The following is a 24,274-nucleotide window of genomic DNA, read 5'->3' on the forward strand; positions in this document are numbered from 1 at the left end:
CATACGTGAGCGACGCGCATACCATCCGCAACCTGACCACCCTGGTCGGCCTGCGCAGCACCGAAGTGGAGCGCCTGCAAGGCGAAATGGCGGCGCACACTGCCGTGCGCGAGCGCTACCAGAAAAACCTGGAACGCCTGACGGGCCTGTACACGGACAGTGGCCCCAGCGGTGCCCTGCCCCTGGCCCTTTCTGTCAACTGCGGCAACTTCAAGCAGGCGGTCATGCAGATGGCAGACCAGCACCGTACAGACCTGCACTTGCACGAGGCCAACATGGCTGTCTCGCAGCGCGCCCTGAATACGGCCTGGGCCAAGCGCGAGGTGCTGGACCAGGTGCTGACGCAAAAACAAAAGCATGTTGCAAATGAGCAACAACGTGTAGATACCAAGCGGCAAGACGAGCTGGCGACGCAATTCTGGTTCCGCGGGCAGGTAAAATGAGGTTTGTGTAAGTTTCTTTCAGGAAAACTTCACGAAACGGGAATAGGGGTCGCCTTGTACCGGTATATCCCTTTATTCAGGAGTCTGGCATGGCAAGCGTAATTACCGCACCGCAATACGATCCGATCCCAACGGCAGAAAATCTGGCGACCAAGTCTGTCGCTGCGCAAAAGGCAGCCCTGCAGGCGAAGAACACACTGGCCACTAACACCAGCACCGCGCTGGGTAACCTGAAATCGGCCATCTCGGCCTTCCAGAGCGCCATGTCGTCCATGAGTAGCAGCAAATCGGTGCTGAGCCAGTCCGCCACCTTCCCGGCCGCTGGCTACGGCTCTGCCACGGCCGGCATCAATGCAACGCCGGGTACCTATTCCTTTTTTGTTGAAAAACTGGCCACGGCCAGCCAGATGTCCTATGGCGGCCTGAGCGGCGTCAATACCGCTGATGGCACGGGTACGCTGAAAGTCAAAATTGGCGATGGCGTGGGCGACAACACGCTCGACATCGATCTGGCAGCCGCCGACAAGGATGGCAACGGCACACTGACACCACAGGAAATCGCTGCCGCCATCAATGGCAACAGCAAGAACAATTCGCGCGTAACCGCGTCCATCGTCACCATCGACGGCACTGCACAAATGGTCCTGACGTCGAATGCGACGGGCATTGCAAACGCCGCCACGCTCGACGCCAGCGGTGTCAACAATATCGCGCTGAAAGGCGCGCTGATCGCTCCGGCCAACATCAAGGAAGTCGTCAAGGCTGACGACGCCATCGTCTGGCTGGGCGGCAAACCCGGCGGTACGGCCATCACGCAAGCGTCGAATACCTTCACCAACGTGCAGGATGTGAAAATCACATTCACCCGTGCCATGAGTGCAGCCGAAGCGCCCGTGACGCTGACTGTCGCCACGGACAGCAGCGGCACCGCCGCCAACGTGCAAGCGTTCGTCGATGCCTACAACAAACTGAAAACCCTGATGGATGGCCTGGCCAGCCCCGGCAACCCGCAAAAGGGTATTGCCGCGGGCATCTTCGCCCACGATTCTGGCCTGAATGCCTTGCGCAGCAGCATGGGCGACGCCCTGCGCCTGAACGTCAATGGCGTATCGCTCGTGTCCTACGGCATTACGGCCCAGCGCGACGGCACAATCAGCCTGAACACCGCCAAGCTGACGGCCAAACTGGCCGACAACCCGACTGGCCTCGACAAGCTCTTTGGCAACAACAGCCTGTCCGCCCCTGCCGGCGTGCTCGGTGGGCTGGACAAAGTACTGGGCCAGTGGAGCAATATCACCAAGGGCCAGATCGTCCAGCGTCAGGCAGCCACGGAGAAGCTGCAGAAAAGCCTGGCCAAGAGCGGCGAGCGCCTCACGGCCCAATATGACACGGCCTACAAACGTTTCCTCGATCAATATTCGCGCCTGCAAGTCATGCAGGAAAAAATGAGCAAGACGTCCGATATGTTCGACGCCATGTTCAGCAACAATAAATCCTAAGGCGGATGCGCCTGCCGCGCCGCCCCACGTTAACATAGCGAGAATACAATAATGTTAAACAATGAAGCTTACGGCAACTACCACGCCGTCAACCTGGATGCCCAGACCGCCCGCGCAACACCGGTCGAGCTGGTACTGGTGCTGACGGACGGCCTGCTGGAAGAACTGGCGCGCGCGCGCGGGCATATCGTGGGCAAGCGCTACGAGCAAAAGGCCATCAGCCTGGATAAATGCACGCAAATCATCAACGGGTTATCGAGCTCGCTCGATTTCGACAATGGCGGCGAAGTGGTCGTCAACCTGGCGCGCCTGTATGACTACTGCGTGGCGCGTCTGTACACAGCCGGCATCAAGCTCGACCCGACCCTCATCGATGAAGTGACGACCTTGATGACGACGATCAAGCGCGGCTGGGTGGGCGTGCAGGCCAACAATGCCTAGGCGCGCTGCGCTGCAGCAGCTGAGCCGGCAATTGAGCGAGGCGATGGTGCAGCAGGACTGGGAAGCGATGGGAGAGCTCTCGGCCAGCCTGGCGAAGAATATTCCGCTGCTGGCCGAACGTGGCGCATGGACTGTGCCGGAAAAAACAGAATTGTTGCAATTGCGCAAAATTCACGCGCAAGCGGTTAAAATTTGCTCTGAGGAAAAAGAGCGCCTGGGCTTACACCTGGGTGCATTACAGGCAAACAAGGAAGGTTGGGTCGCCTACGCCGCGCTCGGCGAATACGACACTGAAGGGTATCAAGCATGATCATGAACTTCAACACGGCACCGGCCGCTCCGGCAGCGCCCTCCAATGCGGCGCCAGCATCGGCGCAGACGACCGCCTTGCCCGGCACGCCAGGCTATGGCAGCAATGGCTCCGCTCTCTCCGCCCTGCCCCTGTTTGCGCAGCTGCTCGATGTGCCAGCCGTGGAGTCGACCGATGCCGGCACCCCCGCGCCCGCCAAAGACGGCGACAGCGACAGCGACAAACAGACCGACAGCGGCCTGCCAGCCATGGCCGCCCCCGTCCTCGGCATGCCGGTGACGATGCTGCCGCCAACGGACGCGGCGGCAGCCGAGGCGCGCGCCGCCGCCCAGGCGCAAGCGCAGACACCTGCCCAAGCCAACCCGGCACTCAACATCAGCCTGCATCCTGCGGCCGTCACCCTGAGTGCGCCGGCAACGGCGCCAGGGCGCGATACGCGCGAACCGCTGGCTGCCGCCAATCCGGCGACGCTCGCCAAAGGCATCGCCCAGGCAAAACCGTTCGAAGCACTGCTGCAGCAAGGCGCTCCGGCGACAGCCGTCGTCGCCCCTGCCACGCGCGAAGGCGAACGCGGCGCCGCGACGCCAGCCCCAGCCACGCCCAACCTGGGCTTGACAGGTGCGATCGGGAATACCGCCACGGCGGCGCCAGCCGGCGACACCATCAAGCTCAACGGCCCTGCCCAGCAATGGCAGGAACCGCTGCGCGAAGCGCTAGGGGAACGCCTGCAGACGCAGATCGGCCGCAACAGCGAACACGCGACGATACGCCTAGACCCGCCCATGCTGGGTCGCATTGAAATTTCCATCCGCCACACGGCTGGCGCGCTGCAAGTGAACGTCACGGCGTCGAACTCGGAAGTGTTGCGCCAGCTGCAAGGCATCGGCGAAAACATGCGCAGCGACCTGGCGCAGCGCCAGTACACCGATGTGGCCGTGAATATCAGCGCCACCCCGCGCAGCCCCGCCGCCCAGGCGTTTGCCGAAGGCGACGCGCGCGGCCAGCGTCAACCTGGCCGCCAGCAGGATGAAGCAGAGCCCGGCCGCGCGCTGTCCGACGGCAGCGCTGCCGCCACCACTTACGCCATGCATGAGCGAGAAACTGCCTGATGAATATGAAAATGAAACTGATAGGCGGCTTTATCGCCGTGGCCGTGCTGGCCGCCGGCGCGGCTGGCGGCGCCATGTGGTACCTGGCCAAGCCGGTCGCCGGCCATGCCGACGCTGCCGAAGCGAAAGCCCCGCCACCGCCCGCCACGGGCAAGAAGGCGCGCAAGTTCCTCACCCTGGACAAGGTCATCGTGATGTTGCGTCGCGCGCCCGGCGACAACGAAACGCATTACCTGTCGGCTGACCTGGTCATCGCCACCACCGAGGAAAAGGAAAAGCTGACCAAGGACCACTTGCCGCTGATGCGCTCGATCGCCGTCAGCACGCTGTCGAGCTTTCCGATGGACAAGGCGCAGACCATGACGGTGGAACAGTATGCCGAACAGATCAACAAGGCTTTCAATGTCAGCTATGAACGCGAACAGATGGAAAAGCCCTTCACGGAAGTCATGGTCGGCAAGCTGATCATTGAATAAGCCAACACGCCAGCCGACCTAGTGGGAGATCCCTTGGCCTATGTAGAGCAATACCAGGAAGCGTATGGCGCCGGCGAATATGCCGCCGCCAGCGCTTGCGCGGCCGTGCTCAGCGTTGCCGAAGAGCAACAACATCTGGTGGCGTACTCTCCCCTGGTGAAACGCATCGTGCGCCAGCTCAATTCGCAGGTGTCGGGCGCCATCGACCGCGACGACATGGAACAGATTGGCCTGATGGGTCTGCTTGAAGCACTGCGCCGCTACGGCGTGCCTGACCAGTCTTTCGGCAGCTACGCCAGCCTGCGCATCCGTGGCGCCATCCTCGATGAACTGCGGCGCCAGGACTGGCGCCCGCGCGCCGTGCGCCAGGAAAGCCACCGCCTGCGCGACAGCGTGCGCGCCCTGACCCGGCGCCTGGGGCGCGAACCGCTGGAAGCGGAAATCATGGCTGCGCTGAAGCTGACGCCGGAAGCCTTCCAGGAATACCAGTTGGCGGAAAACGCCGAGCTGATCGCCAGTTTCGACGAAGTGCTGCAGGAAAGCCTGGGGCAGGCCGACAGCGCACCCAGCCCGGAAGAGCAATTGATGGTGCGGCGCAGCCTGGAGCAAGCTCTGCGCGCGCTCGACGAACGCGAGCAGCGCGTGATCCAGATGTATTACGAATTCGAACTGAGCTACAAAGAAATTGCCGCCGTACTGGACCTGAGTGATGCCCGCGTCTGCCAATTGAACAAGACGGCGCTGGGGAAAATGAAAGCCCTGCTGCAAGACGCATAAGTTTCAGCAACACCAATCAAATTGACGCAGCACAATGACGCAGAAAGGCAGTTGACATGGTAATTATCGGTATCTTAATCGTGATGGGATGTGTATTCGGAGGCTTCGCCCTGATGGGCGGCACCGTCCACGCGATCTGGCAACCGGTCGAGTTGATCATCATCATCGGCGCCGCCGTCGGCGCCCTGGTGCTGGGCAACCCCAAGCATGTACTCGGTGAAATGCTGCACCAGATGCGCAAGATTGTCACGCACAAGAAGCAAGGTTCGGAATTCCAGCGCCAGTTGCTGCTGCTGATGTATGAATTGCTGCAAACGGCCGCCGGCGGCCTGAAGGCACTCGATGCGCACGTCGAGGCGCCACGTGAAAGCGCCCTGTTCCAGCGCTATCCGCTGGTGCTGGAAGAGCCGAAGCTGCTCGCTTTCATCGTCGACAACTTCCGCTTGATGGCAATGGGCAAGATCAACGCGCATGAACTCGAAGGCGTGCTGGAGCAGGAACTCGAAGCCATCCACGACGAATTGCTGCAGCCGTCGAAGTCCCTGCACAAGATCGCCGAAGCCATGCCCGGCTTCGGTATCCTGGCCGCCGTTCTGGGCATCGTGATGGCCATGAATTCCGTGGCCGACGGCGCCGATGCGGCGGAAATTTCGGAAAAAGTGGGCGCCGCCATGGTCGGTACCTTCATCGGCATCTTCTTTTGCTACGGCGTGCTCGATCCGATGTGCAACATGATGAAACAACTGGTGGGCGAAGAAGGTTCGACCATGGAGTGCGTGAAGGTCGTGCTGGTCACGCACGTGGCGGGCAAGCCGCCGCTGCTGGCCATCGATGCGGGCCGCCGCCTGGTGCAGCTGAACATCAAGCCGAGCTTCGCCCAGCTGGAAAGCTGGATCAATGCGCTGGAAGATGGCGGCGCCGAACAAGAGCAAGGCCAAGGCCGGGGAGGCCGCCGTGCTAAAGCCGCATGAGAAACATGAGCAGGCCATCATCAAGCGTGCCGGTCGCAAGCATGACGACGATGGCCATGGTGGCGCCTGGAAAGTAGCGTTCGCCGACTTTTGCCTGGCCCTGCTGTCGCTGTTCCTCGTGCTGTGGCTGATGGCCGCGCGCGAACAGCAGGCGATGAAGGAAATCATGATGGACGCGTCGGCCAGCAGCCGCCAGGGCGAAGGCCAGGGCGTCATGCCGGAACAGAGTGGCGGCCCGCGCGGCAGCCTCATCGAGCGCTTCCCCATGCCCCGCAAGGGCTCCGGAGACACGCGCACGGAAGGCAAACAGACGCAGGACGGCAAGGCCGGCTCGGCGCCGCCCAACCAGACCAAGGTGAGCTACCAGTCGCCGGAAGACTTGCTATCGCTGTCGCGCGCGCTCGATAAGCTCAGCGATGAAGCGGGACTGAAGAGCAACCTGCAATCGGTGATCACGCCATACGGCTTGCGCGTCATGCTGCACGACACGGACAAGCAAGGCATGTTCGTGCGCGGCAGCGCCGTGCCGACCGACCGTTTCCGCAAGCTGCTGCGCCAGATGGGCCCGGTGTTTGCGCAAATGGATAACCAGATGCTGATCGTCGGCCACACGGATTCTCTGAAGTACGCCAATACCGGCTATGAAGGTTATTCGAACTGGACACTGTCAGCCAACCGCGCCATGTCGGCGCGCGCGCAATTGTTGATCGGCAGCATGAGTCCTGACAGCGTGCTGCAAGTGGTGGGCATGGCCGACCGCGCGCCGCTGGACGTGAAAAATGCCAGCGCCGGCATCAATCGCCGCATCGAACTGTTAATATTGACGCGGGGGCAGGCCGACAGCATCGCCGCCATGTTCGGCATGGCCGGGCAAAAGGCGCAAGGCGAAGAGCTGGAGGTCGGTGAGCCGGATTCGGGCACGCTGCAACGCCTGCGCGAAAAACTGGGCCTGCCCGCAAAGAAGGAGCGCGATGAGCATGCAAATTAAGGGCAAGGGACAAAGGATGAAAATTTCCTCCGGCAATACCGGCGCCGCCGTACGCAGCAGCGCCGTCGCGCCCGCCGAGGCCATCGCCGAGTACGCGGGCGCCGCGGCTGCCATGGGTGGCTCGTCGGCCGGGGCAGAACTGCAATCGGCCGTGCTGCAACCGGCCATGGCCGCCCTGCGCGCCATGCCTGAGATCGACCACGAGCGCGTGGCCATGCTGCGCGATGCGCTGGCCAAGGGCGAATTGCCGTTCGATCCCTCGAAACTGGCAGGCTTGATCCAGCGTTTCCACGGCGGCGAGTCGTGACCGCGCCGCGCAAGGGCATCACGCGCCAGGAAGCCGTGCGCCGCGTGCTGCAAGGCATGACGGACGACCGCGCCGGCTATGCCGCCCTGCAAACCTTGTTGGAAGAGCAATTCCAGGCGACCTTGCACCACCAGAGCACGCAGTTGACGGCACTGGCCGACCAGGTCATCGCCGCCGTCGAGCCGCTTGATGCGCGCCGCCGCCAGCGGGTCAGCCTCGTCACTGCCCTGCTCGGCCCGCAAGGCGATATGTCACAATTATTTGCGCTGTTGCAAGAAGACGCGCGTGCCACCGCCCAACGCGACTGGGCCGCGCTCGAGCAGATGGTGCTTGAATGCAAGCGCCTGAATGCCCGCAACAGTGATTTATTAACAGAGCAGTACAGCATCATGCAGCGCGTGCTGCATGGCGAGGAAGATACCTATGCGCCAGGCTGATTTCCTGACCACGCGCGCCACGGTGGCGACGCCATCGACGGCGCCGACAAATGCCGTGCAGAGCAATATGCGCGCAAGCGATTCCGCAGCCTCCGGCGACAACTTCAGCAGCGTGTTCCGGCAGGTGCAGGGCGAAGTGGCCCGCTTTATCGAGCAGGGCGGCGGCAACGCCACCAGCCTGAGCCCGCAAGGTCGCGCCTATCTGGAGCAGAGCCAGCCCGTCAATGTGCTGGGCAGCATCAACCAGGGCGGCGAGATCGGCGAAGCGCAGCAGCAATTCCTCGCCTCGATCAAGCCGTGGACGGAAGAGACGGGGACGCGCCTGGGCGTGGCGCCGGAAATCGTCGCCGCCCACGCCGCACTGGAATCGGGCTGGGGCCAGCGTCCACTGCGCCAGGGCACGGGCGCGGACACGAATAATCTGTTCGGCATCAAGGCTGGCGGCAAATGGCAAGGTGAAGTGGCCAGCAACCTGACCACCGAGTACGAGGCGGGCAGCGGCACGGCCTTGAAGAAAACCGAGCGCTTCCGCAGCTACCCTGATCAGGCCAGCGCCTTCCGCGACTATGCGCAAGTGTTGCTCGACAACCCACGCTACCGCGCCGCCCTGAACACGGGTGCCGATGCAGGCGCCTTCGCGCAAGGTCTGGCGCGTGGCGGCTATGCCACCGACCCGAACTACGCCGCCAAGCTGACGCAGCTGGCGACGCGCTTGCAGCGCACGGCCGCCGCAGACTGATCTTTCCTTAACGGCCGGCAATGTCAGCCGGTTCCACCACGCCCGCATCGACCACCCTGGCACGTATCACCGTGCCGCTGGTGGCGTTGCGTACACGAATCACTTCGCCCAGCGCACCCGGATCCATCGCGACACCGGCCATGCTCACTTCCACCTGTTCCTTGCGCGCCACGATATTGACTGCACCGCCCCGCTTGATCAGCACGGGCGACGCCAGCTGCCCTTGCCGCAGCACCTCGCCGCTACGCAAGCTGCGCCGGCTCGACAGGCCTACGGCGCCGGGCAAGGAAGCAATACTGTCGGGCACCATCGTCACGTCGCGCCGCGCCAGGGTCACGTCGTCTGCCTGCAACGGCGTATTGGCTGTCACCGGTGCGGTGGTGACGGCCACCCGGGCCGTGATATTGCCGCGTGCCAGCATTTCATAACGCCAACCGTTGCTTCCAGGACACACTGCCACAAAGCGCATGCGCTGCGCCGAACGGCTGTCCGCCGTCTCCAGCGCGACGGGCACCGCGCACGCCGGCACGGGGCGCGTGCTTTTTACCACAGTCACTTGAAACTGCGGTTCCAGCAATCCCGCCGAGGCTGCCTGCTGTGCCAATTGCTCGCGCGCCAGTTGTTCCACACGCGAAAATATATTGTCGGCTGGCAATTCTGCGCGTCCTGCACTACTATATAGGCTGGTCAGTAAAAATAGGCTCGGAAGCAGTATGTGACGACATTGCGCCTTGTTCCACATCACGGAATAGTTCTCAAAGTAAATCATCGCTAACCTTAATCAAAGATACTGAAGCGGCATGACCTTACCATGCGTCAACACGACCAGGCTGGGATTTTAGCTCTGCACCACCTATTTTCTGCTCAGAACCGCGAAAAGCACGATCGAATTCAATACAAAGGATGACCATGGGGATTAATTTCAAGGATGCGCTGGGCGTGCACGCCGATGCACTCGCGCTGCGTGCCGACCGTACACGCGTACTGGCCGCCAACATCGCCAATGAAAACACGCCCGGCTTCCAGGCCATGGACATGGACTTTGGCAGCGCCCTGCAGCAGTTGCAGGACAACGAGGCCGGCCTGCTGTCGACCGACGACGATGCCAGCGCCCTGTACCGCGTACCCTATCACCCAAGCCGCGACGGCAACACCGTTGAAATTGGCGTGGAGCAGGCGGCATTCTCGCAAAATGCCACCGATTTCCAGACCAGCCTCACTTTCGTCAACATGAAACTGAAGGGTCTGTCCAAGGCCATTTCCGGACAATAAGGATCAGCATGAGCTTCCAGGATATTTCCAAGATCGCCGGTTCGGCGATGGCGGCGCAAACCGTGCGCCTCAATACCATCGCCAGCAACCTGGCCAATGCCGATTCCGTTGCCGGTTCCGAAGGCGAAACCTATCGCGCGCGCAAACCCGTGTTTGCGGCCGTGATGGACGGCCCCGGTTCCAGCGGTGCCGGTGGAAGAGTACAGGTACTCGACGTGGTGCAAAGCGACGAACCGCTGCGCAAGGTGTATGAACCGGGCCACCCGATGGCCAATGCCGATGGCATGGTGTTCTACCCTAACGTCAACCAGGTTGCCGAGATGACCGACATGATGTCGGCGTCGCGCGCGTTTGAAACCAATGTCGAAGTTCTGGGCCGCATCAAGTCGATGCAGCAGTCGCTCCTCAAATTAGGTGAAGCATAATCCATGGAAACCAATCTCTTTACAAATAACACCAGCGGCAGCGGCAGCAACAACAATGCCGTCAAGTCGCAAGGCACTGCCACCCAGGATATGTTCACCAAGTTGCTGGTCGCGCAGATCAAGAACCAGGATCCCCTCGCGCCAACCGATCCTAGCCAGTTCGTCAATCAATTGACGCAGCAGGCGCAGACGGAAGCGATGCAAAACCTGTCGGCGCTGACCAGCGCCAATGCCAGCGTGCTGCAATCGATGCAAGTGCTGGCCCTGGGCGCGCAAGTCGGTTCCGAAGTGATGGTCAACAGCGAAACGGTGCAACTCGACAAGAGCAAGGTCAGCGGCAGCATCGCGCTGGCTGCCGGCACCACCAAGACCACCGTGACCCTGAAAGGCGCGGACGACAAGGAATACAAGATCGAACTGGGCGCCAAGGGAGCCGGCACCGTGCCCTTCACCATTGACCCTGTTGCACTGGGCATGCCTGCTGGCACCTATAGCATGACGGTTACCACCGGTGGCACGGAAAAGCCATCGGTCGACATCGCAGGCAAGCTCAACAGCGTGCGCCTGTCGTCCGGCGGCAGCATGATACTGAGCGTGTCGAACCTGGGCGAAGTCAACCCTGGCGCGATCACCGGCTTTAACGGTAAGACGGCCTGATCCGCCCTTCCCTTCGTTTCCTGCACACTAATCTCGTCCTTCACTAAAGGAAGTCAACATGAGTTTCGACATCGCCCTGTCCGGTATCCAGTCCATCAACCAACAGTTGAACAGCACCAGTAACAATATCGCCAATGCCGGCACCTACGGCTTCAAGAGCAGCCGCGCCAACTTTTCGGCCATGTATGCCGGTTCGCGCGCCACGGGTACGGAAATCGGCTCGCTCACGCAAAGCATGTCGCTCAATGGCGGCGTGCTGAACACGGGCCGCGCGCTCGACGCAGCCATTGACGGCCGCGGCTATTTCGTCGCCCGCGATGCGCAAAACACCATGAGCTACAGCCGCGTCGGCATCTTCTCGGCCAGCAGCGACGGCAAACTGATCGACTCGAACGGCCGGCTGGTGCAGGGCTATGCCGCCGTCAAGGGCAGCACCACCCTGGGTACCATGGGCGACATGCTCATTCCGACGGGCCAGATTCCCGCCGTGGCGTCGACCAAGCTGGCGTATGCCGCCAACCTGTCGTCCGAATGGACCGTGAAAACCCCGGCTTTCGACAAGACCAATGAACTGAGCTACAACAGCGGCAAGTCTTCGATCGTCTACGATTCGCTGGGCGCCAAGCATTCGCTGGGCCAGTACTTCGTCAAGACGGCGACGGGCGTGGATGTGCACTACACCTTCGACAACACCGATGTGACGCCGGTGACGAGCATGACCTTCGATACCTCGGGCAAGCTGATCACCGGCACGTCTGCCACGCCTAACCTGCCCACGCCGCCGGGCGCCGCTGCCATGTCGGTTGCCATCGACTACACGGGCACCACCCAGTTCGCCGGCGAAGCGACCACCTCGACCGACCGCGCCGACGGCTATGCCTCGGGTACCTACACAGGCGTGGAACTGGCCGCTGACGGTTCCGTCGTGGCAAAATACACGAATGGCCAAAAGCAAAGCATCGGCGTGATCGCCCTGGCCACCTTCCCCGACGAAGGCGCGTTGACTGCCGTCAACGATACCAGCTGGGTCGCCTCGACCACTTCCGGCACCGCCATGTATGACCGCCCGGGCGTCGGCATGGCCGGCAAACTGGTGACGAGCTCGCTGGAACAGTCGAACGTCGACATCACCTCCGAACTGGTGGGCCTGATGACGTCGCAGCGCAATTACCAGGCCAATTCGAAGGTCATCTCGACCGAGAACGCCATGCTGCAATCGCTGATGCAAGCGCTGTAATCCACGATACGCAAAGGTAAAGAGCAATGGATGCGCTGATTTATACCGCCATGAGCGGGGCCGACCGTGCCCTGCGGGCACAGCAGGTACACGCCAACAACCTGGCCAATATCGAGACGGGCGGCTTTCGCGCCAACCTGGAAGTGTCCACTGCCCAGCCGTTACAGAACGGCTATGGCTACGACGACCGCCACATGACGCAAACGCAGTCGAGCGCGATCGGCACGCGCACGGGCCCCATCAAGGAAACAGGGCGCGAACTGGACGTGGCCGTCACGGGCAACGGTTTTCTCGCGGTACAGTGGCAAAACGGCGAAGCCTACACGCGCGCCGGCGCCATGGACCTTGATGAAACAGGCGCGCTGACCATCAACGGCCGGCCTGTGCTGGGCGAAGGCGGTCCCATCACGATTCCCGAACACACCAGCCTGGCTATCGGCGCCGATGGCACGATTTCCATCCAGGTGCCGGGTACGGCGCAAATGCAGACGGTCGACAAGCTCAAGCTGGTCAACGCCGAAGCTGGCGAACTGACCAAGAACGAGGCGGGCCTGATCGTGGCGCGCGGCGGCGAAGACTTGCAGGCCGATCCGACGGTGCGCCTGCGCGATCGCCACCTGGAAGGCAGCAACGTCTCTGCCGTCGAGGAAATGGTCGCCACCATGAGCCTGAACCGCAGTTTCGAGATGCAGATGAAAGTATTCAAGGCCAGCGATTCCATGACGGAATCCGGCAACCGCCTGCTGGGCGCTTAAGCCCAACGCCAACCAATTACCAGGAGTAAACGATGAATCCAGCAATGTGGATCAGCAAGACCGGCGTGCAGGCACAAGATGCCAAACTGCAAGCCATCGCCAATAATCTGGCCAACGTCAATACCGTTGGTTTCAAGCGCGACCGCGTCGTCTTCGAGGACCTGTTTTACCAGGTCGAGCAGCAACCGGGCACACAGCGCGCCGACAACACCCTCTCGCCCTCGGGCGTGCAGCTGGGTAACGGTACCCACATGGTGGGCACGCAAAAGGTGTTTACCACCGGCAGCCTGCAAACGACGAGCCGCGAATTCGACGTCGCCATCACCGGCAACGGTTTCCTGCAAGTGCTGCGCCCGAATGGCGAAGCGGCCTACACGCGCGCCGGCCAGCTGGGCATCAATGAAAACGGCGTGATGGTCAACGCCCAGGGCTTGCCGCTGGTGCCGCAGATTACCGTGCCAAACAATGCCACGGCGATCACCATCGGCGAAAACGGCATGGTCACGGCCACCGTACCGGGCAATGTCAACGGCACCCAGCTGGGCCAACTGAACCTCTCCAGCTTTATCAACCCGACGGGCCTGCTGGCACTCGGTGAAAACCTGTTCCAGGAAACGGCATCGAGCGGCACGCCGACGGAAGGCCGTCCCGGCGAAGGCGCACTGGGCAAGCTGAAACAGTTTGCGCTGGAAGGCTCGAACGTGCAGGTGGTCGAAGAGATGGTCGATATGATCGCTGCCCAGCGCACCTATGAAATGAATACCAAGGTGCTGTCGGCCGCCGACAATATGCTGCAATACCTGGCGCAAGCGGCACGCTGATGACAGTCGCCATGAAAGCCACGGCGGCCTTGCTGCTGGTGTTGATGGCCGGTTGCGCCAGCCAGCCAGCCGCGCCCGTGGCGCCCAGCTTTTCCGATACGCCGCTGCCCGTGGCGCCGCGCAGCGCTGCGCGCGGCGGCGTGGGCGGCGGCGTGTTCAATCCCGACGCGGGCCTGGACCTGATCTCCGACAGCCGCGCCTTCCGCGTGGGCGACGTCGTCACGGTGGCCCTGCAGGAAACCACGCAGGCGAGCAAGAAGGCGGGCACCTCGTTCAACAAGGGTTCCTCCGTCGGCGTGAAGGCTGCCAACATTCTGGGCAAGACCTTCCCGAAGACGGGTGTCGACCTGTCGGCTGACCGCAACTTCGCCGGCGACTCGACCAGCACGCAGCAAAATGCGCTGTCCGGCGCCATCACCGTGATCGTGCAGGAAGTGCTGCCGAACGGCTTGCTGCGCGTGCAGGGCGAGAAGACGCTGACCCTGAACCAGGGCCTGGAATTCGTGCGCCTGCGCGGCTACCTGCGCGCGGCCGACATCGATTCCAACAACCAGGTCTCGTCCTTGCGCATCGCCAATGCACAGATCGCTTATTCCGGCCAGGGCACCCTGGCCGAAGCCAATACACCAGGCTGGCTGACGCGCTTCTTCGTCGGCCCGTGGATGCCGTTTTAAGGTGACAACATGAAATTCCGCTCCGCCCTGCCCCTGGCAGCCATGCTGGCCGTGCTCTCCGGCTTTGCCCTGCCCGCCAGCGCCGCGCAAGTGCTGCGCAACCTGGTCAGCATCGAGGGCGTGCGCGACAATCCGCTCGTCGGCTATGGCCTCGTCGTGGGCCTGAACGGCAGCGGCGACACCACCCAGGTGAAATTCTCCAGCCAGTCCGTCGTCAACATGCTCAAGCAGTTCGGCGTGAAGATGCCGGACGGCGCCGAAGCAAAAAGCAAGAACGTCGCCACCGTCATGGTCAGCGCCGTGTTTCCACCAGGATACCGCCGTGGCCAGGCCATCGACGTCACAGTATCCTCGCTGGGCGATGCGAAAAGCTTGCGCGGAGGCACCTTGCTGCTGACGCAACTGCGCGCGGCCGACAATGAAACGTATGCGCTGGCGCAAGGCAACGTGGTCGTCGGCGGCTTGAACGCCACCGGCAAGAGCGGCTCATCCGTCACCGTCAACACGCCCACCTCGGGCCGCATTCCCAACGGCGCCAACATCGAGCGCGAGATTCTCAGCGATTTCTCCACCAAGCCGACCGTCACCCTGAACTTGCGCCACCCGCATTTCGAGACGGCCATCAATATCGTCGAAGCCGTCAACCGCCGCTTCGGCGCCGTCGCCACCACGCGCGACGCCACCAGCGTGGAAGTGCTGGCGCCGGAAAACCCGACCCAGCGCGTGGCCTTCATGGCCAAGCTCGAAGCGCTGACCGTCGATGTCGGCATCGACACACCGAAAGTGGTGTTCAATTCGCGCACCGGCACCGTAGTCATCGCCGAGGGCTTGCGCGTGAAGGCGGCCGCCATCACGCACGGCTCGCTGAAAGTGATCATTTCCGAAAGTTCGGCCGTCAGCCAGCCGGCGCCGTTCGGCCGCGGCCAGACTACCGTCACGCCGCAGTCGAAGGTGTCCGTCGACCAGGGCAACGGCAATATGTTCAAATGGCCGGCCGGCGCCAAGCTGCAATCGATCATCGACGTGGTCAACAGCCTGGGCGCTTCGCCCGACGACATCATGGCAATTCTGCAAGCCCTCGACCAGGCTGGGGCCATCGAAGGCGAACTGGTGGTAATCTAACGTGGCACTGAAAGCTGAGTGGAAATGAATGTAAACGACAGCAGCAGCGCCCTGCCTTCGGCGCTCGACGACAAGAGCCCCGCCGCAGCCGCCCCGGCCAATCCCCGCTATGCGGCCAAGGCCACCGAGGCGGCCGTCAAGTTCGAGGCCTTCTTCATCTCGCACATGCTGCGCCAGATGCGTTCGGGCACGCGCGAGATGGCGGGCGAGGACAGTGTCTTCAAGGACCCGATCAACAGCGACATGCTGGAAATGGCCGACAACCTGGTGGCCGACAAGATGGCCGGCCAGCGCGCCTTCGGCATCGCCGACGCCATCCTGCGCCAGCTGCTGCCGGCAGCCGGCGCCCCCGTGGCAGCCAAAAGCGCTGCCACGACAGACAATATTGCAGCGCCGCTTAATAAATCCGTCTGAAGCGTCGCCTGTACCAGGTAACAACGATTCAATGCCTGCCCACCCGCACGCGCCACTCTCACGAAAGAAACTTGCCCAATGAGCATCATCAGCAATGCATTGTCAGGCAGCATCGCCGCCCAGGCCGCACTCAATGCGGCCAGCCAGAACATCGCCAACCTGCAAACGACGGGCTATACCCGTCAAGGCGTGCTGTTGTCCTCGCTTGGCGCCGGCGTAGGCGTGCGCTCGGCCGGCAATGGCGTGGAAGTGTCCGCCCTGTTGCGCTTTGCCGATGCCTACAAGAGCCAGCAAATGTGGCGCGCCGCATCCGACCAGGGCGCCCGTTCGCAGACCCAGCCTTACCTGACACAGCTCGAGCGCGTGATGGGCGACGATGCTTCCAGCATCAGCAACGGCATCGACGGCTTTTTCGCCGCCCTTAATGCCTCGGCCGTCGACCCGACCTCGACGCCGCTGCGCCAGCAGATCGTCACTTCCGCCGACGCCATGGCGCAGCGCTTCAACAGCATCAGCACCGTCATGGGCAACCAGTTGCTGTCGCTGCAACAACAACGCGCGGCGATCGTACCGCAAGCCAATACCACGCTGGCCAATATCGCCGCGCTGAACCAGCGCATCAGCACTTCCACCGCCTCGGGCACGAATGTGTCGTCGCTGATGGATGCGCGCGACCAGCTGATCGATGGCCTGGCGTCGCAAATGGGCATCGAAGTGCTCGACCAGCCGGACGGCTCGCGCAATGTGTCGCTGAAATCGGGCCAGCCGCTGGTGATCGGCAGCCTGGCCGGTAGCCTGAGCAGCAGCATGACGAAGACCGGCGAGCAGACCCTGAGCCTCGATTTCGCCAAATCCTCGTACACCCTCGATCCGGTGGCCATCGGCGGCCAGATGGGTGGCCTGGGGGAATTCGAGCAAAATACCCTGAAACCGCTGCAGCAGTCGCTGCAAGACATGGCCACGCAATTAACCAGCAAGGTCAACGCGCAGCTGGCACTGGGGAAAACCATGACCGGCACTGCCGGCGGCCCCCTGCTGGCTTACGCGAATGGCAAGCTGAGCATTACTCCCGGCTTCAACGCCAGGGACCTGGCCCTGTCGCTGACGGGCGCCGCTGGCGACAGCGGCAACTTGCAAAAATTGATCGACATCAAGAATGAACCGATTAGCGTCAACTGGGTCGGCTCGGTCCTGCTGAGCGATGCCGACACGCAGCTCGTCGGCAAGCTCGGCATCTACAGCCAGCAGAACCAGTCTTTGCTGAAGACGGCCAATACGGTGCGCGCGCAAGCCATCGATGACTGGAAGTCCACCAGCGGCGTGAACAAGGACGAGGAAGCCATGAACCTGGTGGAATTCCAGAATATGTATCAGGCAAACATGAAAGTCATTTCCGTGGCGAACAGCTTGTTTGATGCCACTTTGCAAATGATGGGTTAAGGAGAAGAGCATGCGTGTCGCCAGCAGCCAGTACCAAGCGCTGATTAATATTTCTCTTCAGCAAAATCAGGAACGCATCAATTACCTGACCCAGCAGATGGCTTCGGGCTTGCGCATCCAGTTGCCATCGGACGATCCGATCGGCAATGTGCGCATTTCGCGCCTGACGCGCGAGCAAGCCATGGTGACCCAGTACCAGGACAATATCGCCACGGTGAAAGTGCGCCTGCTGAAAAACGAAAACTACCTGTCGAGCATGGTCACCGACATGGGCCAGGCGCGCGACCTGCTGGTGTGGGCTGCCGACGGCGGCAATGCGCCGGACGACCTGAATGCAATGACGCAATCGCTGACCGCCATGCGCGACAGCGTGCTGTACACGGCCAACCTCAAGGACCAGGAAGGCCGTTACATGTTTTCCGGCACGGATACCGACAAGCCGGCCATCGCGTTCAATTCCGCTGCGAACGCCGGCTTGCGCTACAGCTATAACGGCAACACCGCCACGCAAACCGTGGTCGTGGGCAATGGCGTGACGCAGGCGGCCAACGTCGACGTGAAGAACCTGGAAGTGTGGCTGAACAAGATCGACCAGGCCATCGAAACGCTGGGCAAGCCCGGCGTCAGCCCGAACGATCCGGCCGTGCGCAGCGTGGTGGGTGCCGCGCTCGATGGCACCGATGATGGCATGGATTTACTCTCCGGCAAGATCGCCATCTTTGGCGGCGCGCAAAACATTCTATCCACCTTGTCAGGCAATCTGGCCAACGTCTCGCTGTCGAACGACATGGCCTTGTCGGATCTGAAGAAGACCGACATGGGCGCGGCCGCCATCGACCTGAACGGCTACCAGACGGCCCTGCAGGCAACCTACAAGGCATACGCCAAGGTTGGCACCATTTCCCTGTTTGATCTTCTCTGACCACCATGCAAATCGTTCAGACTTCCTCCTCGTCCGGCGTCAATGCCAAAGGCACCGGCAAGGCCCGCGTCGCCGATGACGCGTCCGCCGCCATTGATGGCGGCGGACGCGCCAGCGCGCGCAGCGAGGCGCCGGCGGCGAAGAGTTCGACGGCGAGCCTGCAACGTGGCCTGAGCAACTGGGATCACCAGTTACAGGGGGAAATTTCCAACGCACAACAAACCCTGGACTACCTTGAACGCAGCAGCAGCCAGCTGCAAGCGCTGAAAAGCGAACTGGCGGCCAAGCTGGCCGCGCGCCAGGGCCGCGAAGGGCAAGTCGAAGCGCGCGTGCGCCAGTTCAGCAATACCTGGCGCCAGCGCGCCAGCGCCTCGGGCGGCACGCTCGACGCACAGCTCAGCTATACCAGCCCGCGGGCGGCGCAGCAGAACTTCAGCATCCGCGGCCTGACCATGGCCAGCCTGCAGGAAGGACCGCAGGAAGTGCTGGCGTTTTCCGTCGGCGGCGCAAACCAGGCCCTGCGCTCGGTGAATATCGAACCTGGCCTGAGCGAGAGCGAAATCGTTTCCCGCTTCGACCGCGCACTGATGCCGTCCGGCATAGGCGTCAAGCAGGGCAAGAATGGCGAGCTGGTGTTCAGCACGTCGGAAGCGAGCTGGGCCAACGTGCGCGACAGCCTGTCCGTGCGCGGCAGCGGCATCCGCTATCCGACCGGCCAGATGAGCCGCGTGCGCACGGATGCGGAACCGGCCGCCATCGCGCCGGAAGAATGGCATACGGGCGACACGGAAGCCCTGCGCGCCACCTTGCAGCAAGTGGTGCAGGCGCTGGCGCAGTTGCAGGCGGCGCGCAGTTCCGTCAGCCTGGCACTGGCGCAAGCGACGGGACGCGTGGCCCGCGCGCAACCGGTGCAAGTGAGCGTCAGCATGGATACGCTGGCGGAAAACTTCACCGAAAAGGCCAGCCAGCCAGGCTATGAATCGCTGCTGGCCATCAGCTCGGCACTGGTCGGCATCAGCCGCGAACGCGTCGTCGCCCTGCTGGGCCTGGAATAAACGCCACTCCCGCGTGCGCTGCCATGGCGCGCGCAGCAATAGTGGGATATAAATGGGGCAGGCCCCTAGCTCAGGACGGTGGAAATCCGTAAGATGCCGCTGTCGCTGTCGCTTTGCACCATACGCCGGCGCATCCCGTCATCCACATCCGGAGTTCCCTTGATAAAAACCGCCGCCCGGCTGCTCAGTTACGCCCTGCTGGGAAAATCCGACAAGCAGCCCCTCGATATCGCCAAGGTGCGCAAGGTATTGATTTTGCGCAACGACAAGATCGGCGACATGATCGTCACCTCGGCCCTGCTGCGCGAGCTGAAGAAAAACTATCCGCACTGGCAGATCGACGTGGCGGCCAGCAGCGCCAACCGCGATGTCATCGCCGATAATCCCCATGTGAGCGAAATCCTCATCTGGGACAAGCAGCCCCTGCTGCGCGACTTGCGCACCACCATCGCCGAGCTGCGCCGACGCCGCTACGACGTCATCTTCAACCCCTACAACCGCTTTTCGATTCCCTTGCTGCTGCGCATCAAATGGCTGGGTGCCCGCTATTTGACGGGCTTTGCCATTCCCAAGTACGGTACCTCGACGGCCAAGCTGGGCATGTTCGACCATACGGTGCCCTGCGACCGCAGCCGCCACATCCTGCACAGCTATTTCGCCACCTTTGGCGCCTTTGCCCTGGGCGACATCGACCTGCGCTACGAACTGTTCGGCGTGGATGCGCACGCTGCACAGGTCGACGCCGCCTGCGACACCCTGCTGCGCTCCCATGAAGGCTTGTTCTGCCTTAATTTCCAGGGCAGCAATGCGCAACGCACGGTCAGCGTGGCCGACGCCCAGCGCTGCTGCGCCGCCCTGGCGGCACGCTATCCGCGCCATGCGCTGCTGGTGATCGCCGCACCAGGCACCGAAGAGCGCGCCACCGAGATCGTGCGCGGCGCAGGCCATGCCAACGTGATGAGTGCGCCACCTACCGGCCACATCCTGGAACTGGCGGCACTGATCCGGCGCTGCGAACTGGTCGTTTCGCCCGATACCTCGGTGATCCACATTGCCTCGGCGTATGACAGGAAAATCGTCGGCTACTACATCCGCACCGACAACTATCGCTGGTTTTATCCGGCCAGCCGCCACTACCGGGTTATCCTGGCACCGGGTCTGACGCTGGCCAATGTCAGCGCCGCCGAGACCCTGGCCGCCGTGGAACAGCTGATGGACGGCGATGCAGGGGCGCAAGCCCAGATGACGCTTCAGGCAGCCGGCTGAGCTGCCAGCAGGCGGTCCATTTGCTGTCCAGGCAGCACACGGGAAAAGAAATACCCCTGTGCATAATCGCAGCCGGCAGCACGCAGCAGATCGCGCTGCGCCGCCGTCTCCACCCCTTCGGCCACGACTTTCAGGCCCAGCCGCTGCGCCAGCGCAATGAGCGCCACGCACAAGCCCTGTCCGGCATCGTCGCCTCCCAATTGGCCCACCAGGGAACGGTCGATCTTGAGAAAATCGATATCGGCCGTTTTCAGGCACGCCAGGGACACCTGGCCGCTGCCGAAATCGTCGAGCGCCAGTGACAGGCCCATGGCGCGGAACTGACGCAGCCGCTCGACCACCTGGCGCGCCTCGTCAAGCAGCACCGCTTCCGTGGTCTCGATGACGATGGCGCCAGGCGCCAGGCCCTGGCGCGCCAGCTGCCCGCCCCAGTCCTGGTACAGCGCGGCGTCGCAGCGAAATTCCATGGCCGACTTGTTGATGCTGATCTGGAACGCGGCGCCATACTCGTCCTGCCAAAGCCGCGCCTGGCGCACGACCTGGCGAAACACCCACTCGCCGATATCGATGATCAAGCCGTTCGCCTCGGCAAAAGCGATGAAATCGGCGGGCAGCAGCAAGCCGCGCAGCGGATGGCGCCAGCGCAGCAGCGCCTCGGCCCGCTCGATGCTGCCATCGCACAGACGAATGATGGGCTGGTAATGCACCTCGAACTGGTCCTGCGCCAGCGCCACACGCATCTCGCGCACCGTGCTGCGGCGCAAGTCGGCCGCCTGCTGCAAGGCCGGCGTGAAATAGCTGTAGCCGTTGCGCCCTGCACTCTTGGCCGCATACATGGCCTGGTCGGCATGCCGCAGCAAGATGTCCGGCGCCTCCGCATCGCCCGGATACAGGGCCACACCCACGCTAGCCGACACTTGCACCGTGTCGCCGTCGAGCACGAAAGGCCGGGCCAGCGCCGCCGTCAATTCCTGCAGCACGCGCTCGATACCGCCCAGCTGTCCAACGCCGGCCAGGATGACGGTGAACTCGTCGCCGCCCAGGCGCGCTACCGTATCGGTGGCGCGCACGCGCTCGCTGATGCGCGTCGCCGCCTGACGCAGCAGCATGTCGCCCTTCTCATGGCCCAAGCGGTCATTCACCTGCTTGAAATGGTCGAGGTCGATGAACAGCAGGGCCAGGCAAGCGCCTTCGCGTTTGGCATGGCCCGCCTCGTGCTGCAAGCGGTCGAGAAACATGTGGCGGTTCGGCAAGCCCGTCAGCGGGTCGAAATTGGCTTGCCGCCAGATGCGCTCGGACGCCGCGCGCTGCGCCGTGATATCGCTGACCAGGGCCAGCGCACCCAGGTAGTTGCCGCCCGAGTCGAAGATGGGATTGGTCGCCAGGGTGGCCCACAAGGTGCTGCCATCGCGCCGCAGGAACTTGAATTCGTGGCGCTCGGCCATGCCATCCTGGCGCCGCGCAATGTTGCGCTCCAGAATGGCGCGCCCCTCGTCATCCATGAAGGCAGCCAGCGGCTGGCCCAGCATATCCTCGATCTGGCAACCGAGCATGTGCGCCATCTTCGGATTGACAAAGCTGGTCAGCGCCTGCGCATCGATTTCCCAGATTCCCTCCTCGGCACTGTGCACGATGCGCCGGAAGCGCTCTTCGCTGCGTTCGAGCGCCGCCAGCTTGCCCTCGGCCTGCTCCAGCACCAGGCGCAGCGCCTGGCCATTCGGGTCGGCGCTGCCCAGCAGGCCGACGGGCACACCGGCCTCGCGCGCATCGGCATGTGGCCTCAGCCGCACCTGCAGCTGAATGCGCTCTGGCTCGCTGCTATTGAGTACGCGCTGCACGAACTGCTCGTAATCGTGACGGAACGCCTCGTGCACATAGGCACGGAACAGCACGTGGCCGGGACGCTCGCGCACCAGGCCGAACAATTCGGCCGCCACCAGGTTGACTTGCAGGATACGGCCGTCGAGGCCCAACACGAAATAGGCGACGGGCGCCAGCAGGTATAAATCGTTGAAATAGGCTTGCTCGCGTTCGGCCTTCACCCGCTCCGGGCTGAAGACACTATCGTCAAGCAGGGGCGCGACATGCCGCGGCACGCCGTCGTGGCCGAGCGGGGAGGAATCCGGAGCAGATGCCGCTTGCGGAGGTATGTCCATAGCTGTCCTTGGCACCGCCGCCCTGGCAAACAGGTGGGTGCAGTAGCGAGACTAGCATGCGCACCGCGCAGTGTCGAGCGATGCATGCCGGTATGCCACTTTCACCACAAGCGGTCAGGACAACTGCGCCGGTAGCGCGGCCGCGCGCGCGCGGCCACGCGTAAGCGCATGCCAGCCGGCGCGCAGGGCAAGCAGGCAGGCGTCGGCGAACATGGCGGCGCCACCGTTGAGGCGCCGGCGTAATACGCGTGCCGCCATCCGGTAGCGGCCGGAACCATACAGCTGCTTGACCAGCCTGCGCACGGCTGGCGCATGCATGATGGCATCGTCGCACAGGAGCAGGTAATCGCGCAGCGCCACGTCGTCCAGCACCCGGCCAAAATTGAAAAAACCATGGAAACCGAACGATGGACCGGTGGGCGCAACGCATTCGAAGGCAAAGCTGGAGGCCAGGCGGGTATCGGCAAAGCGCACGCCGAACTCCTCGCGCAACTGAACGCCATGCAACTCACAGATCGCATAGTCCTCGGGGTGGGCTTGCGTGATGGCCAGTTGTGGCAAGACCTCGTACAGGCGCCGCGACCGCAGCGAAAAGCCGCCATTTCCGACGGCCACCGGGCGATGCGACCACGGTGCGCCTATGTAATCGCAGTCCAGGAAAGCGCTCTGCCATTGGCGCGCATCCACGATGAAACTGTCCCACTGCATGATGAGCACATGCGTGCCGCTGAAATGGGCACCCAGCTCATGCACCACGAATGCCGAATACGCCTCCACGCTCGCGATGGGGGCGATCAGTACCTGGCGTATATGCGGGGGCAAGTCATGCAGGCGGGAAGTGAACAGCAGGCATTCCTTGAAATCGGCGCCTGCCAGGCAGCGCTCGATGGCAAAGCTGGCCAGCTCGGGATAACGCGTTTCCACGCACACCAGGCTGATGTTGCGGAGGTCCAGCTTGTCATTATGCATCGCAGGCTTTTCATCGGAGTGTGGGCGGAAGGCATGCCAGGCGCGGGCATGGCATATTTTGCAACGCCCGCATCATACAGCGCAAAGCGGTGCCTTACAAGGGGCATGCCCGCCCTGCTCCCGTGCGAACGGTTCAGCGCCCCATGCCGCGCCGGCGCAAGCCGAAATCATGGCCCACCACCAGCAAAGTGCTGGCCACCAGGCTCGATAGCCCCACGATCAGCTGGATCAATTTATCGTCAGGCAATATCCACAACGACGCGTCCGGCGTCTCGCAGCCCGTCGCCGCACTGATCAATGGAGAGACCCAGGCCGCACCCGGCGTCACGTCGAGCACGACGGCGCCGTCGGCACTGGTCTGCAGATAGATATCGCCCCCTTCGGCCAGGGTAAAGCAGATGCCCACGCCCGTTTCCGTGGCGCGGATATTGTCCTGCATGCTGCGGTTATGTTCCTCGACCCACACTTCCACGTCGTACGGCGTTTCCAGGTGTTCCCACGGACGGGGGCGAAAACGGGGACGTTCTTCCGGGCTGGCGGGGGAATCGGGGATGTTGCTGTCTGCTGCGCCTTGCATGCTCGTTAACCTTTT

29 protein-coding genes are annotated in these 24,274 nt (G+C 62.8%); 25 read left to right on the top strand and 4 right to left on the bottom strand.

The window, feature by feature from the left end:
* Positions 1-5 precede the first annotated feature (5 nt).
* The 12 genes from K0F85_RS17355 (at position 6) to K0F85_RS17410 (ending at position 8,497) form a co-directional block, all read left to right on the top strand.
* Entirely contained in the window at positions 6-443 is a 438-nt protein-coding gene (locus K0F85_RS17355; RefSeq protein ID WP_219117215.1) for a flagellar export protein FliJ, read from the top strand.
* Between the two features lie 89 nt (positions 444-532).
* Positions 533-1,942, top strand: a complete 1,410-nt coding sequence (gene fliD / locus K0F85_RS17360; protein WP_219117216.1) for a flagellar filament capping protein FliD — start codon at positions 533-535, stop codon at positions 1,940-1,942.
* A 51-nt stretch (positions 1,943-1,993) separates the two neighbouring features.
* Positions 1,994-2,383, top strand: a complete 390-nt coding sequence (gene fliS / locus K0F85_RS17365) for a flagellar export chaperone FliS (protein WP_070219791.1) — start codon at positions 1,994-1,996, stop codon at positions 2,381-2,383.
* A 31-nt stretch (positions 2,384-2,414) separates the two neighbouring features.
* Entirely contained in the window at positions 2,415-2,693 is a 279-nt protein-coding gene (locus K0F85_RS17370) for a hypothetical protein (protein WP_257572844.1), read from the top strand.
* Positions 2,690-3,802, top strand: coding sequence for a flagellar hook-length control protein FliK (locus K0F85_RS17375; RefSeq protein ID WP_219117218.1), 1,113 nt, complete (start codon positions 2,690-2,692; stop codon positions 3,800-3,802). Before K0F85_RS17370 ends, K0F85_RS17375 begins: the two co-directional genes overlap by 4 nt.
* Positions 3,802-4,278 (top strand): flagellar basal body-associated FliL family protein, encoded by a 477-nt coding sequence (locus tag K0F85_RS17380; protein ID WP_219117219.1) that lies wholly within the window; start codon positions 3,802-3,804, stop codon positions 4,276-4,278. Before K0F85_RS17375 ends, K0F85_RS17380 begins: the two co-directional genes overlap by 1 nt.
* A gap of 33 nt (positions 4,279-4,311) precedes the next feature.
* The gene (locus tag K0F85_RS17385) at positions 4,312-5,055 is read left to right on the top strand and encodes a FliA/WhiG family RNA polymerase sigma factor (protein WP_219117267.1); all 744 of its coding nucleotides are present in this window, start codon (positions 4,312-4,314) and stop codon (positions 5,053-5,055) included.
* Between the two features lie 56 nt (positions 5,056-5,111).
* Positions 5,112-6,026 carry a flagellar motor stator protein MotA gene (gene motA, locus K0F85_RS17390; RefSeq protein ID WP_034757817.1) on the top strand — a complete coding sequence of 305 codons (915 nt, stop codon included), beginning with the start codon at positions 5,112-5,114 and terminating at the stop codon, positions 6,024-6,026.
* Positions 5,953-7,014, top strand: coding sequence for a flagellar motor protein MotB (locus tag K0F85_RS17395; protein ID WP_219117220.1), 1,062 nt, complete (start codon positions 5,953-5,955; stop codon positions 7,012-7,014). The genes motA and K0F85_RS17395 overlap by 74 nt, the downstream gene beginning before the upstream one ends.
* A complete protein-coding gene (flgM, locus tag K0F85_RS17400; RefSeq protein ID WP_374198730.1) occupies positions 6,998-7,321 on the top strand; it encodes a flagellar biosynthesis anti-sigma factor FlgM in 324 nt (107 codons plus the stop codon). The genes K0F85_RS17395 and flgM overlap by 17 nt, the downstream gene beginning before the upstream one ends.
* Positions 7,318-7,758: a flagellar export chaperone FlgN gene (flgN, locus tag K0F85_RS17405; protein ID WP_219117221.1), complete on the top strand. Its 441-nt coding sequence runs from the start codon at positions 7,318-7,320 to the stop codon at positions 7,756-7,758. The genes flgM and flgN overlap by 4 nt, the downstream gene beginning before the upstream one ends.
* On the top strand, positions 7,745-8,497 hold the full coding sequence (locus tag K0F85_RS17410) for a glycoside hydrolase family 73 protein (RefSeq protein WP_219117222.1): 753 nt from the start codon (positions 7,745-7,747) through the stop codon (positions 8,495-8,497). The genes flgN and K0F85_RS17410 overlap by 14 nt, the downstream gene beginning before the upstream one ends.
* Before the next feature lie 7 nt (positions 8,498-8,504).
* Here the strand turns inward: K0F85_RS17410 and flgA are convergent, their stop codons facing one another.
* The gene (gene flgA, locus K0F85_RS17415) at positions 8,505-9,152 is read right to left on the bottom strand and encodes a flagellar basal body P-ring formation chaperone FlgA (RefSeq protein WP_219117223.1); all 648 of its coding nucleotides are present in this window, start codon (positions 9,150-9,152) and stop codon (positions 8,505-8,507) included.
* 254 nt (positions 9,153-9,406) lie between these two features.
* Between flgA and flgB the strand changes: the two genes are divergently transcribed.
* The 13 genes from flgB to K0F85_RS17480 all read left to right on the top strand — a co-directional run bounded on the left by flgB (position 9,407) and on the right by K0F85_RS17480 (position 20,557).
* Entirely contained in the window at positions 9,407-9,769 is a 363-nt protein-coding gene (gene flgB, locus K0F85_RS17420; protein ID WP_034758109.1) for a flagellar basal body rod protein FlgB, read from the top strand.
* Between the two features lie 8 nt (positions 9,770-9,777).
* Complete coding sequence (gene flgC / locus K0F85_RS17425) at positions 9,778-10,194, top strand: flagellar basal body rod protein FlgC (protein ID WP_010397423.1); 417 nt, start codon at positions 9,778-9,780, stop codon at positions 10,192-10,194.
* Positions 10,195-10,197: 3 nt separating this feature from the next.
* Positions 10,198-10,851: a flagellar hook capping FlgD N-terminal domain-containing protein gene (locus tag K0F85_RS17430; RefSeq protein WP_219117224.1), complete on the top strand. Its 654-nt coding sequence runs from the start codon at positions 10,198-10,200 to the stop codon at positions 10,849-10,851.
* A 58-nt stretch (positions 10,852-10,909) separates the two neighbouring features.
* Entirely contained in the window at positions 10,910-12,088 is a 1,179-nt protein-coding gene (locus K0F85_RS17435; RefSeq protein WP_219117225.1) for a flagellar hook protein FlgE, read from the top strand.
* A 26-nt stretch (positions 12,089-12,114) separates the two neighbouring features.
* Positions 12,115-12,843, top strand: a complete 729-nt coding sequence (locus K0F85_RS17440; RefSeq protein WP_219117226.1) for a flagellar basal body rod protein FlgF — start codon at positions 12,115-12,117, stop codon at positions 12,841-12,843.
* 32 nt (positions 12,844-12,875) lie between these two features.
* A complete protein-coding gene (gene flgG / locus K0F85_RS17445; protein ID WP_167389655.1) occupies positions 12,876-13,664 on the top strand; it encodes a flagellar basal-body rod protein FlgG in 789 nt (262 codons plus the stop codon).
* Between the two features lie 11 nt (positions 13,665-13,675).
* Positions 13,676-14,338 carry a flagellar basal body L-ring protein FlgH gene (flgH, locus tag K0F85_RS17450; RefSeq protein ID WP_219117227.1) on the top strand — a complete coding sequence of 221 codons (663 nt, stop codon included), beginning with the start codon at positions 13,676-13,678 and terminating at the stop codon, positions 14,336-14,338.
* A gap of 9 nt (positions 14,339-14,347) precedes the next feature.
* Complete coding sequence (locus K0F85_RS17455) at positions 14,348-15,460, top strand: flagellar basal body P-ring protein FlgI (RefSeq protein ID WP_219117228.1); 1,113 nt, start codon at positions 14,348-14,350, stop codon at positions 15,458-15,460.
* Between the two features lie 24 nt (positions 15,461-15,484).
* Positions 15,485-15,874 (top strand): rod-binding protein, encoded by a 390-nt coding sequence (locus tag K0F85_RS17460; protein WP_219117229.1) that lies wholly within the window; start codon positions 15,485-15,487, stop codon positions 15,872-15,874.
* Positions 15,875-15,952: 78 nt separating this feature from the next.
* Positions 15,953-17,314, top strand: coding sequence for a flagellar hook-associated protein FlgK (gene flgK / locus K0F85_RS17465; protein ID WP_219117230.1), 1,362 nt, complete (start codon positions 15,953-15,955; stop codon positions 17,312-17,314).
* A gap of 10 nt (positions 17,315-17,324) precedes the next feature.
* Positions 17,325-18,236 (top strand): flagellar hook-associated protein FlgL, encoded by a 912-nt coding sequence (flgL, locus tag K0F85_RS17470; RefSeq protein WP_219117231.1) that lies wholly within the window; start codon positions 17,325-17,327, stop codon positions 18,234-18,236.
* 5 nt (positions 18,237-18,241) lie between these two features.
* The gene (locus K0F85_RS17475; RefSeq protein ID WP_257572845.1) at positions 18,242-19,291 is read left to right on the top strand and encodes a hypothetical protein; all 1,050 of its coding nucleotides are present in this window, start codon (positions 18,242-18,244) and stop codon (positions 19,289-19,291) included.
* 159 nt (positions 19,292-19,450) lie between these two features.
* A complete protein-coding gene (locus K0F85_RS17480) occupies positions 19,451-20,557 on the top strand; it encodes a glycosyltransferase family 9 protein (RefSeq protein WP_219117232.1) in 1,107 nt (368 codons plus the stop codon).
* Here the strand turns inward: K0F85_RS17480 and K0F85_RS17485 are convergent.
* The 3 genes from K0F85_RS17485 to K0F85_RS17495 all read right to left on the bottom strand — a co-directional run bounded on the left by K0F85_RS17485 (position 20,542) and on the right by K0F85_RS17495 (position 24,259).
* On the bottom strand, positions 20,542-22,713 hold the full coding sequence (locus K0F85_RS17485; RefSeq protein WP_219117233.1) for a bifunctional diguanylate cyclase/phosphodiesterase: 2,172 nt from the start codon (positions 22,711-22,713) through the stop codon (positions 20,542-20,544). The genes K0F85_RS17480 and K0F85_RS17485 overlap by 16 nt on opposite strands.
* A gap of 114 nt (positions 22,714-22,827) precedes the next feature.
* Complete coding sequence (locus tag K0F85_RS17490; protein WP_219117234.1) at positions 22,828-23,682, bottom strand: DUF5672 family protein; 855 nt, start codon at positions 23,680-23,682, stop codon at positions 22,828-22,830.
* A gap of 133 nt (positions 23,683-23,815) precedes the next feature.
* On the bottom strand, positions 23,816-24,259 hold the full coding sequence (locus K0F85_RS17495; protein WP_219117235.1) for a hypothetical protein: 444 nt from the start codon (positions 24,257-24,259) through the stop codon (positions 23,816-23,818).
* Positions 24,260-24,274: the final 15 nt, after the last annotated feature.

The sequence above is a fragment of the Janthinobacterium sp. UMAB-56 genome, assembly GCF_900095265.1.
In the GTDB taxonomy this organism is placed as follows: domain Bacteria; phylum Pseudomonadota; class Gammaproteobacteria; order Burkholderiales; family Burkholderiaceae_D; genus Janthinobacterium.

Excerpts from the sequence above, each read along its gene's own strand:
- fliD (WP_219117216.1), top strand. The coding sequence starts at position 533 with ATGGCAAGCGTAATTACCGCACCGCAATACGATCCGATCCCAACGGCA.
- fliS (WP_070219791.1), top strand. The coding sequence starts at position 1,994 with ATGTTAAACAATGAAGCTTACGGCAACTACCACGCCGTCAACCTGGAT.
- K0F85_RS17375 (WP_219117218.1), top strand. The coding sequence starts at position 2,690 with ATGATCATGAACTTCAACACGGCACCGGCCGCTCCGGCAGCGCCCTCC.
- K0F85_RS17380 (WP_219117219.1), top strand. The coding sequence starts at position 3,802 with ATGAATATGAAAATGAAACTGATAGGCGGCTTTATCGCCGTGGCCGTG.
- motA (WP_034757817.1), top strand. The coding sequence starts at position 5,112 with ATGGTAATTATCGGTATCTTAATCGTGATGGGATGTGTATTCGGAGGC.
- K0F85_RS17395 (WP_219117220.1), top strand. The coding sequence starts at position 5,953 with ATGCGCTGGAAGATGGCGGCGCCGAACAAGAGCAAGGCCAAGGCCGGG.
- flgM (WP_374198730.1), top strand. The coding sequence starts at position 6,998 with ATGAGCATGCAAATTAAGGGCAAGGGACAAAGGATGAAAATTTCCTCC.
- K0F85_RS17410 (WP_219117222.1), top strand. The coding sequence starts at position 7,745 with ATGCGCCAGGCTGATTTCCTGACCACGCGCGCCACGGTGGCGACGCCA.
- flgB (WP_034758109.1), top strand. The coding sequence starts at position 9,407 with ATGGGGATTAATTTCAAGGATGCGCTGGGCGTGCACGCCGATGCACTC.
- flgC (WP_010397423.1), top strand. The coding sequence starts at position 9,778 with ATGAGCTTCCAGGATATTTCCAAGATCGCCGGTTCGGCGATGGCGGCG.
- K0F85_RS17430 (WP_219117224.1), top strand. The coding sequence starts at position 10,198 with ATGGAAACCAATCTCTTTACAAATAACACCAGCGGCAGCGGCAGCAAC.
- K0F85_RS17435 (WP_219117225.1), top strand. The coding sequence starts at position 10,910 with ATGAGTTTCGACATCGCCCTGTCCGGTATCCAGTCCATCAACCAACAG.
- K0F85_RS17440 (WP_219117226.1), top strand. The coding sequence starts at position 12,115 with ATGGATGCGCTGATTTATACCGCCATGAGCGGGGCCGACCGTGCCCTG.
- flgG (WP_167389655.1), top strand. The coding sequence starts at position 12,876 with ATGAATCCAGCAATGTGGATCAGCAAGACCGGCGTGCAGGCACAAGAT.
- flgH (WP_219117227.1), top strand. The coding sequence starts at position 13,676 with ATGAAAGCCACGGCGGCCTTGCTGCTGGTGTTGATGGCCGGTTGCGCC.
- K0F85_RS17455 (WP_219117228.1), top strand. The coding sequence starts at position 14,348 with ATGAAATTCCGCTCCGCCCTGCCCCTGGCAGCCATGCTGGCCGTGCTC.
- K0F85_RS17460 (WP_219117229.1), top strand. The coding sequence starts at position 15,485 with ATGAATGTAAACGACAGCAGCAGCGCCCTGCCTTCGGCGCTCGACGAC.
- flgK (WP_219117230.1), top strand. The coding sequence starts at position 15,953 with ATGAGCATCATCAGCAATGCATTGTCAGGCAGCATCGCCGCCCAGGCC.
- flgL (WP_219117231.1), top strand. The coding sequence starts at position 17,325 with ATGCGTGTCGCCAGCAGCCAGTACCAAGCGCTGATTAATATTTCTCTT.
- K0F85_RS17475 (WP_257572845.1), top strand. The coding sequence starts at position 18,242 with ATGCAAATCGTTCAGACTTCCTCCTCGTCCGGCGTCAATGCCAAAGGC.
- K0F85_RS17485 (WP_219117233.1), bottom strand. The coding sequence starts at position 22,713 with ATGGACATACCTCCGCAAGCGGCATCTGCTCCGGATTCCTCCCCGCTC.
- K0F85_RS17490 (WP_219117234.1), bottom strand. The coding sequence starts at position 23,682 with ATGCATAATGACAAGCTGGACCTCCGCAACATCAGCCTGGTGTGCGTG.
- K0F85_RS17495 (WP_219117235.1), bottom strand. The coding sequence starts at position 24,259 with ATGCAAGGCGCAGCAGACAGCAACATCCCCGATTCCCCCGCCAGCCCG.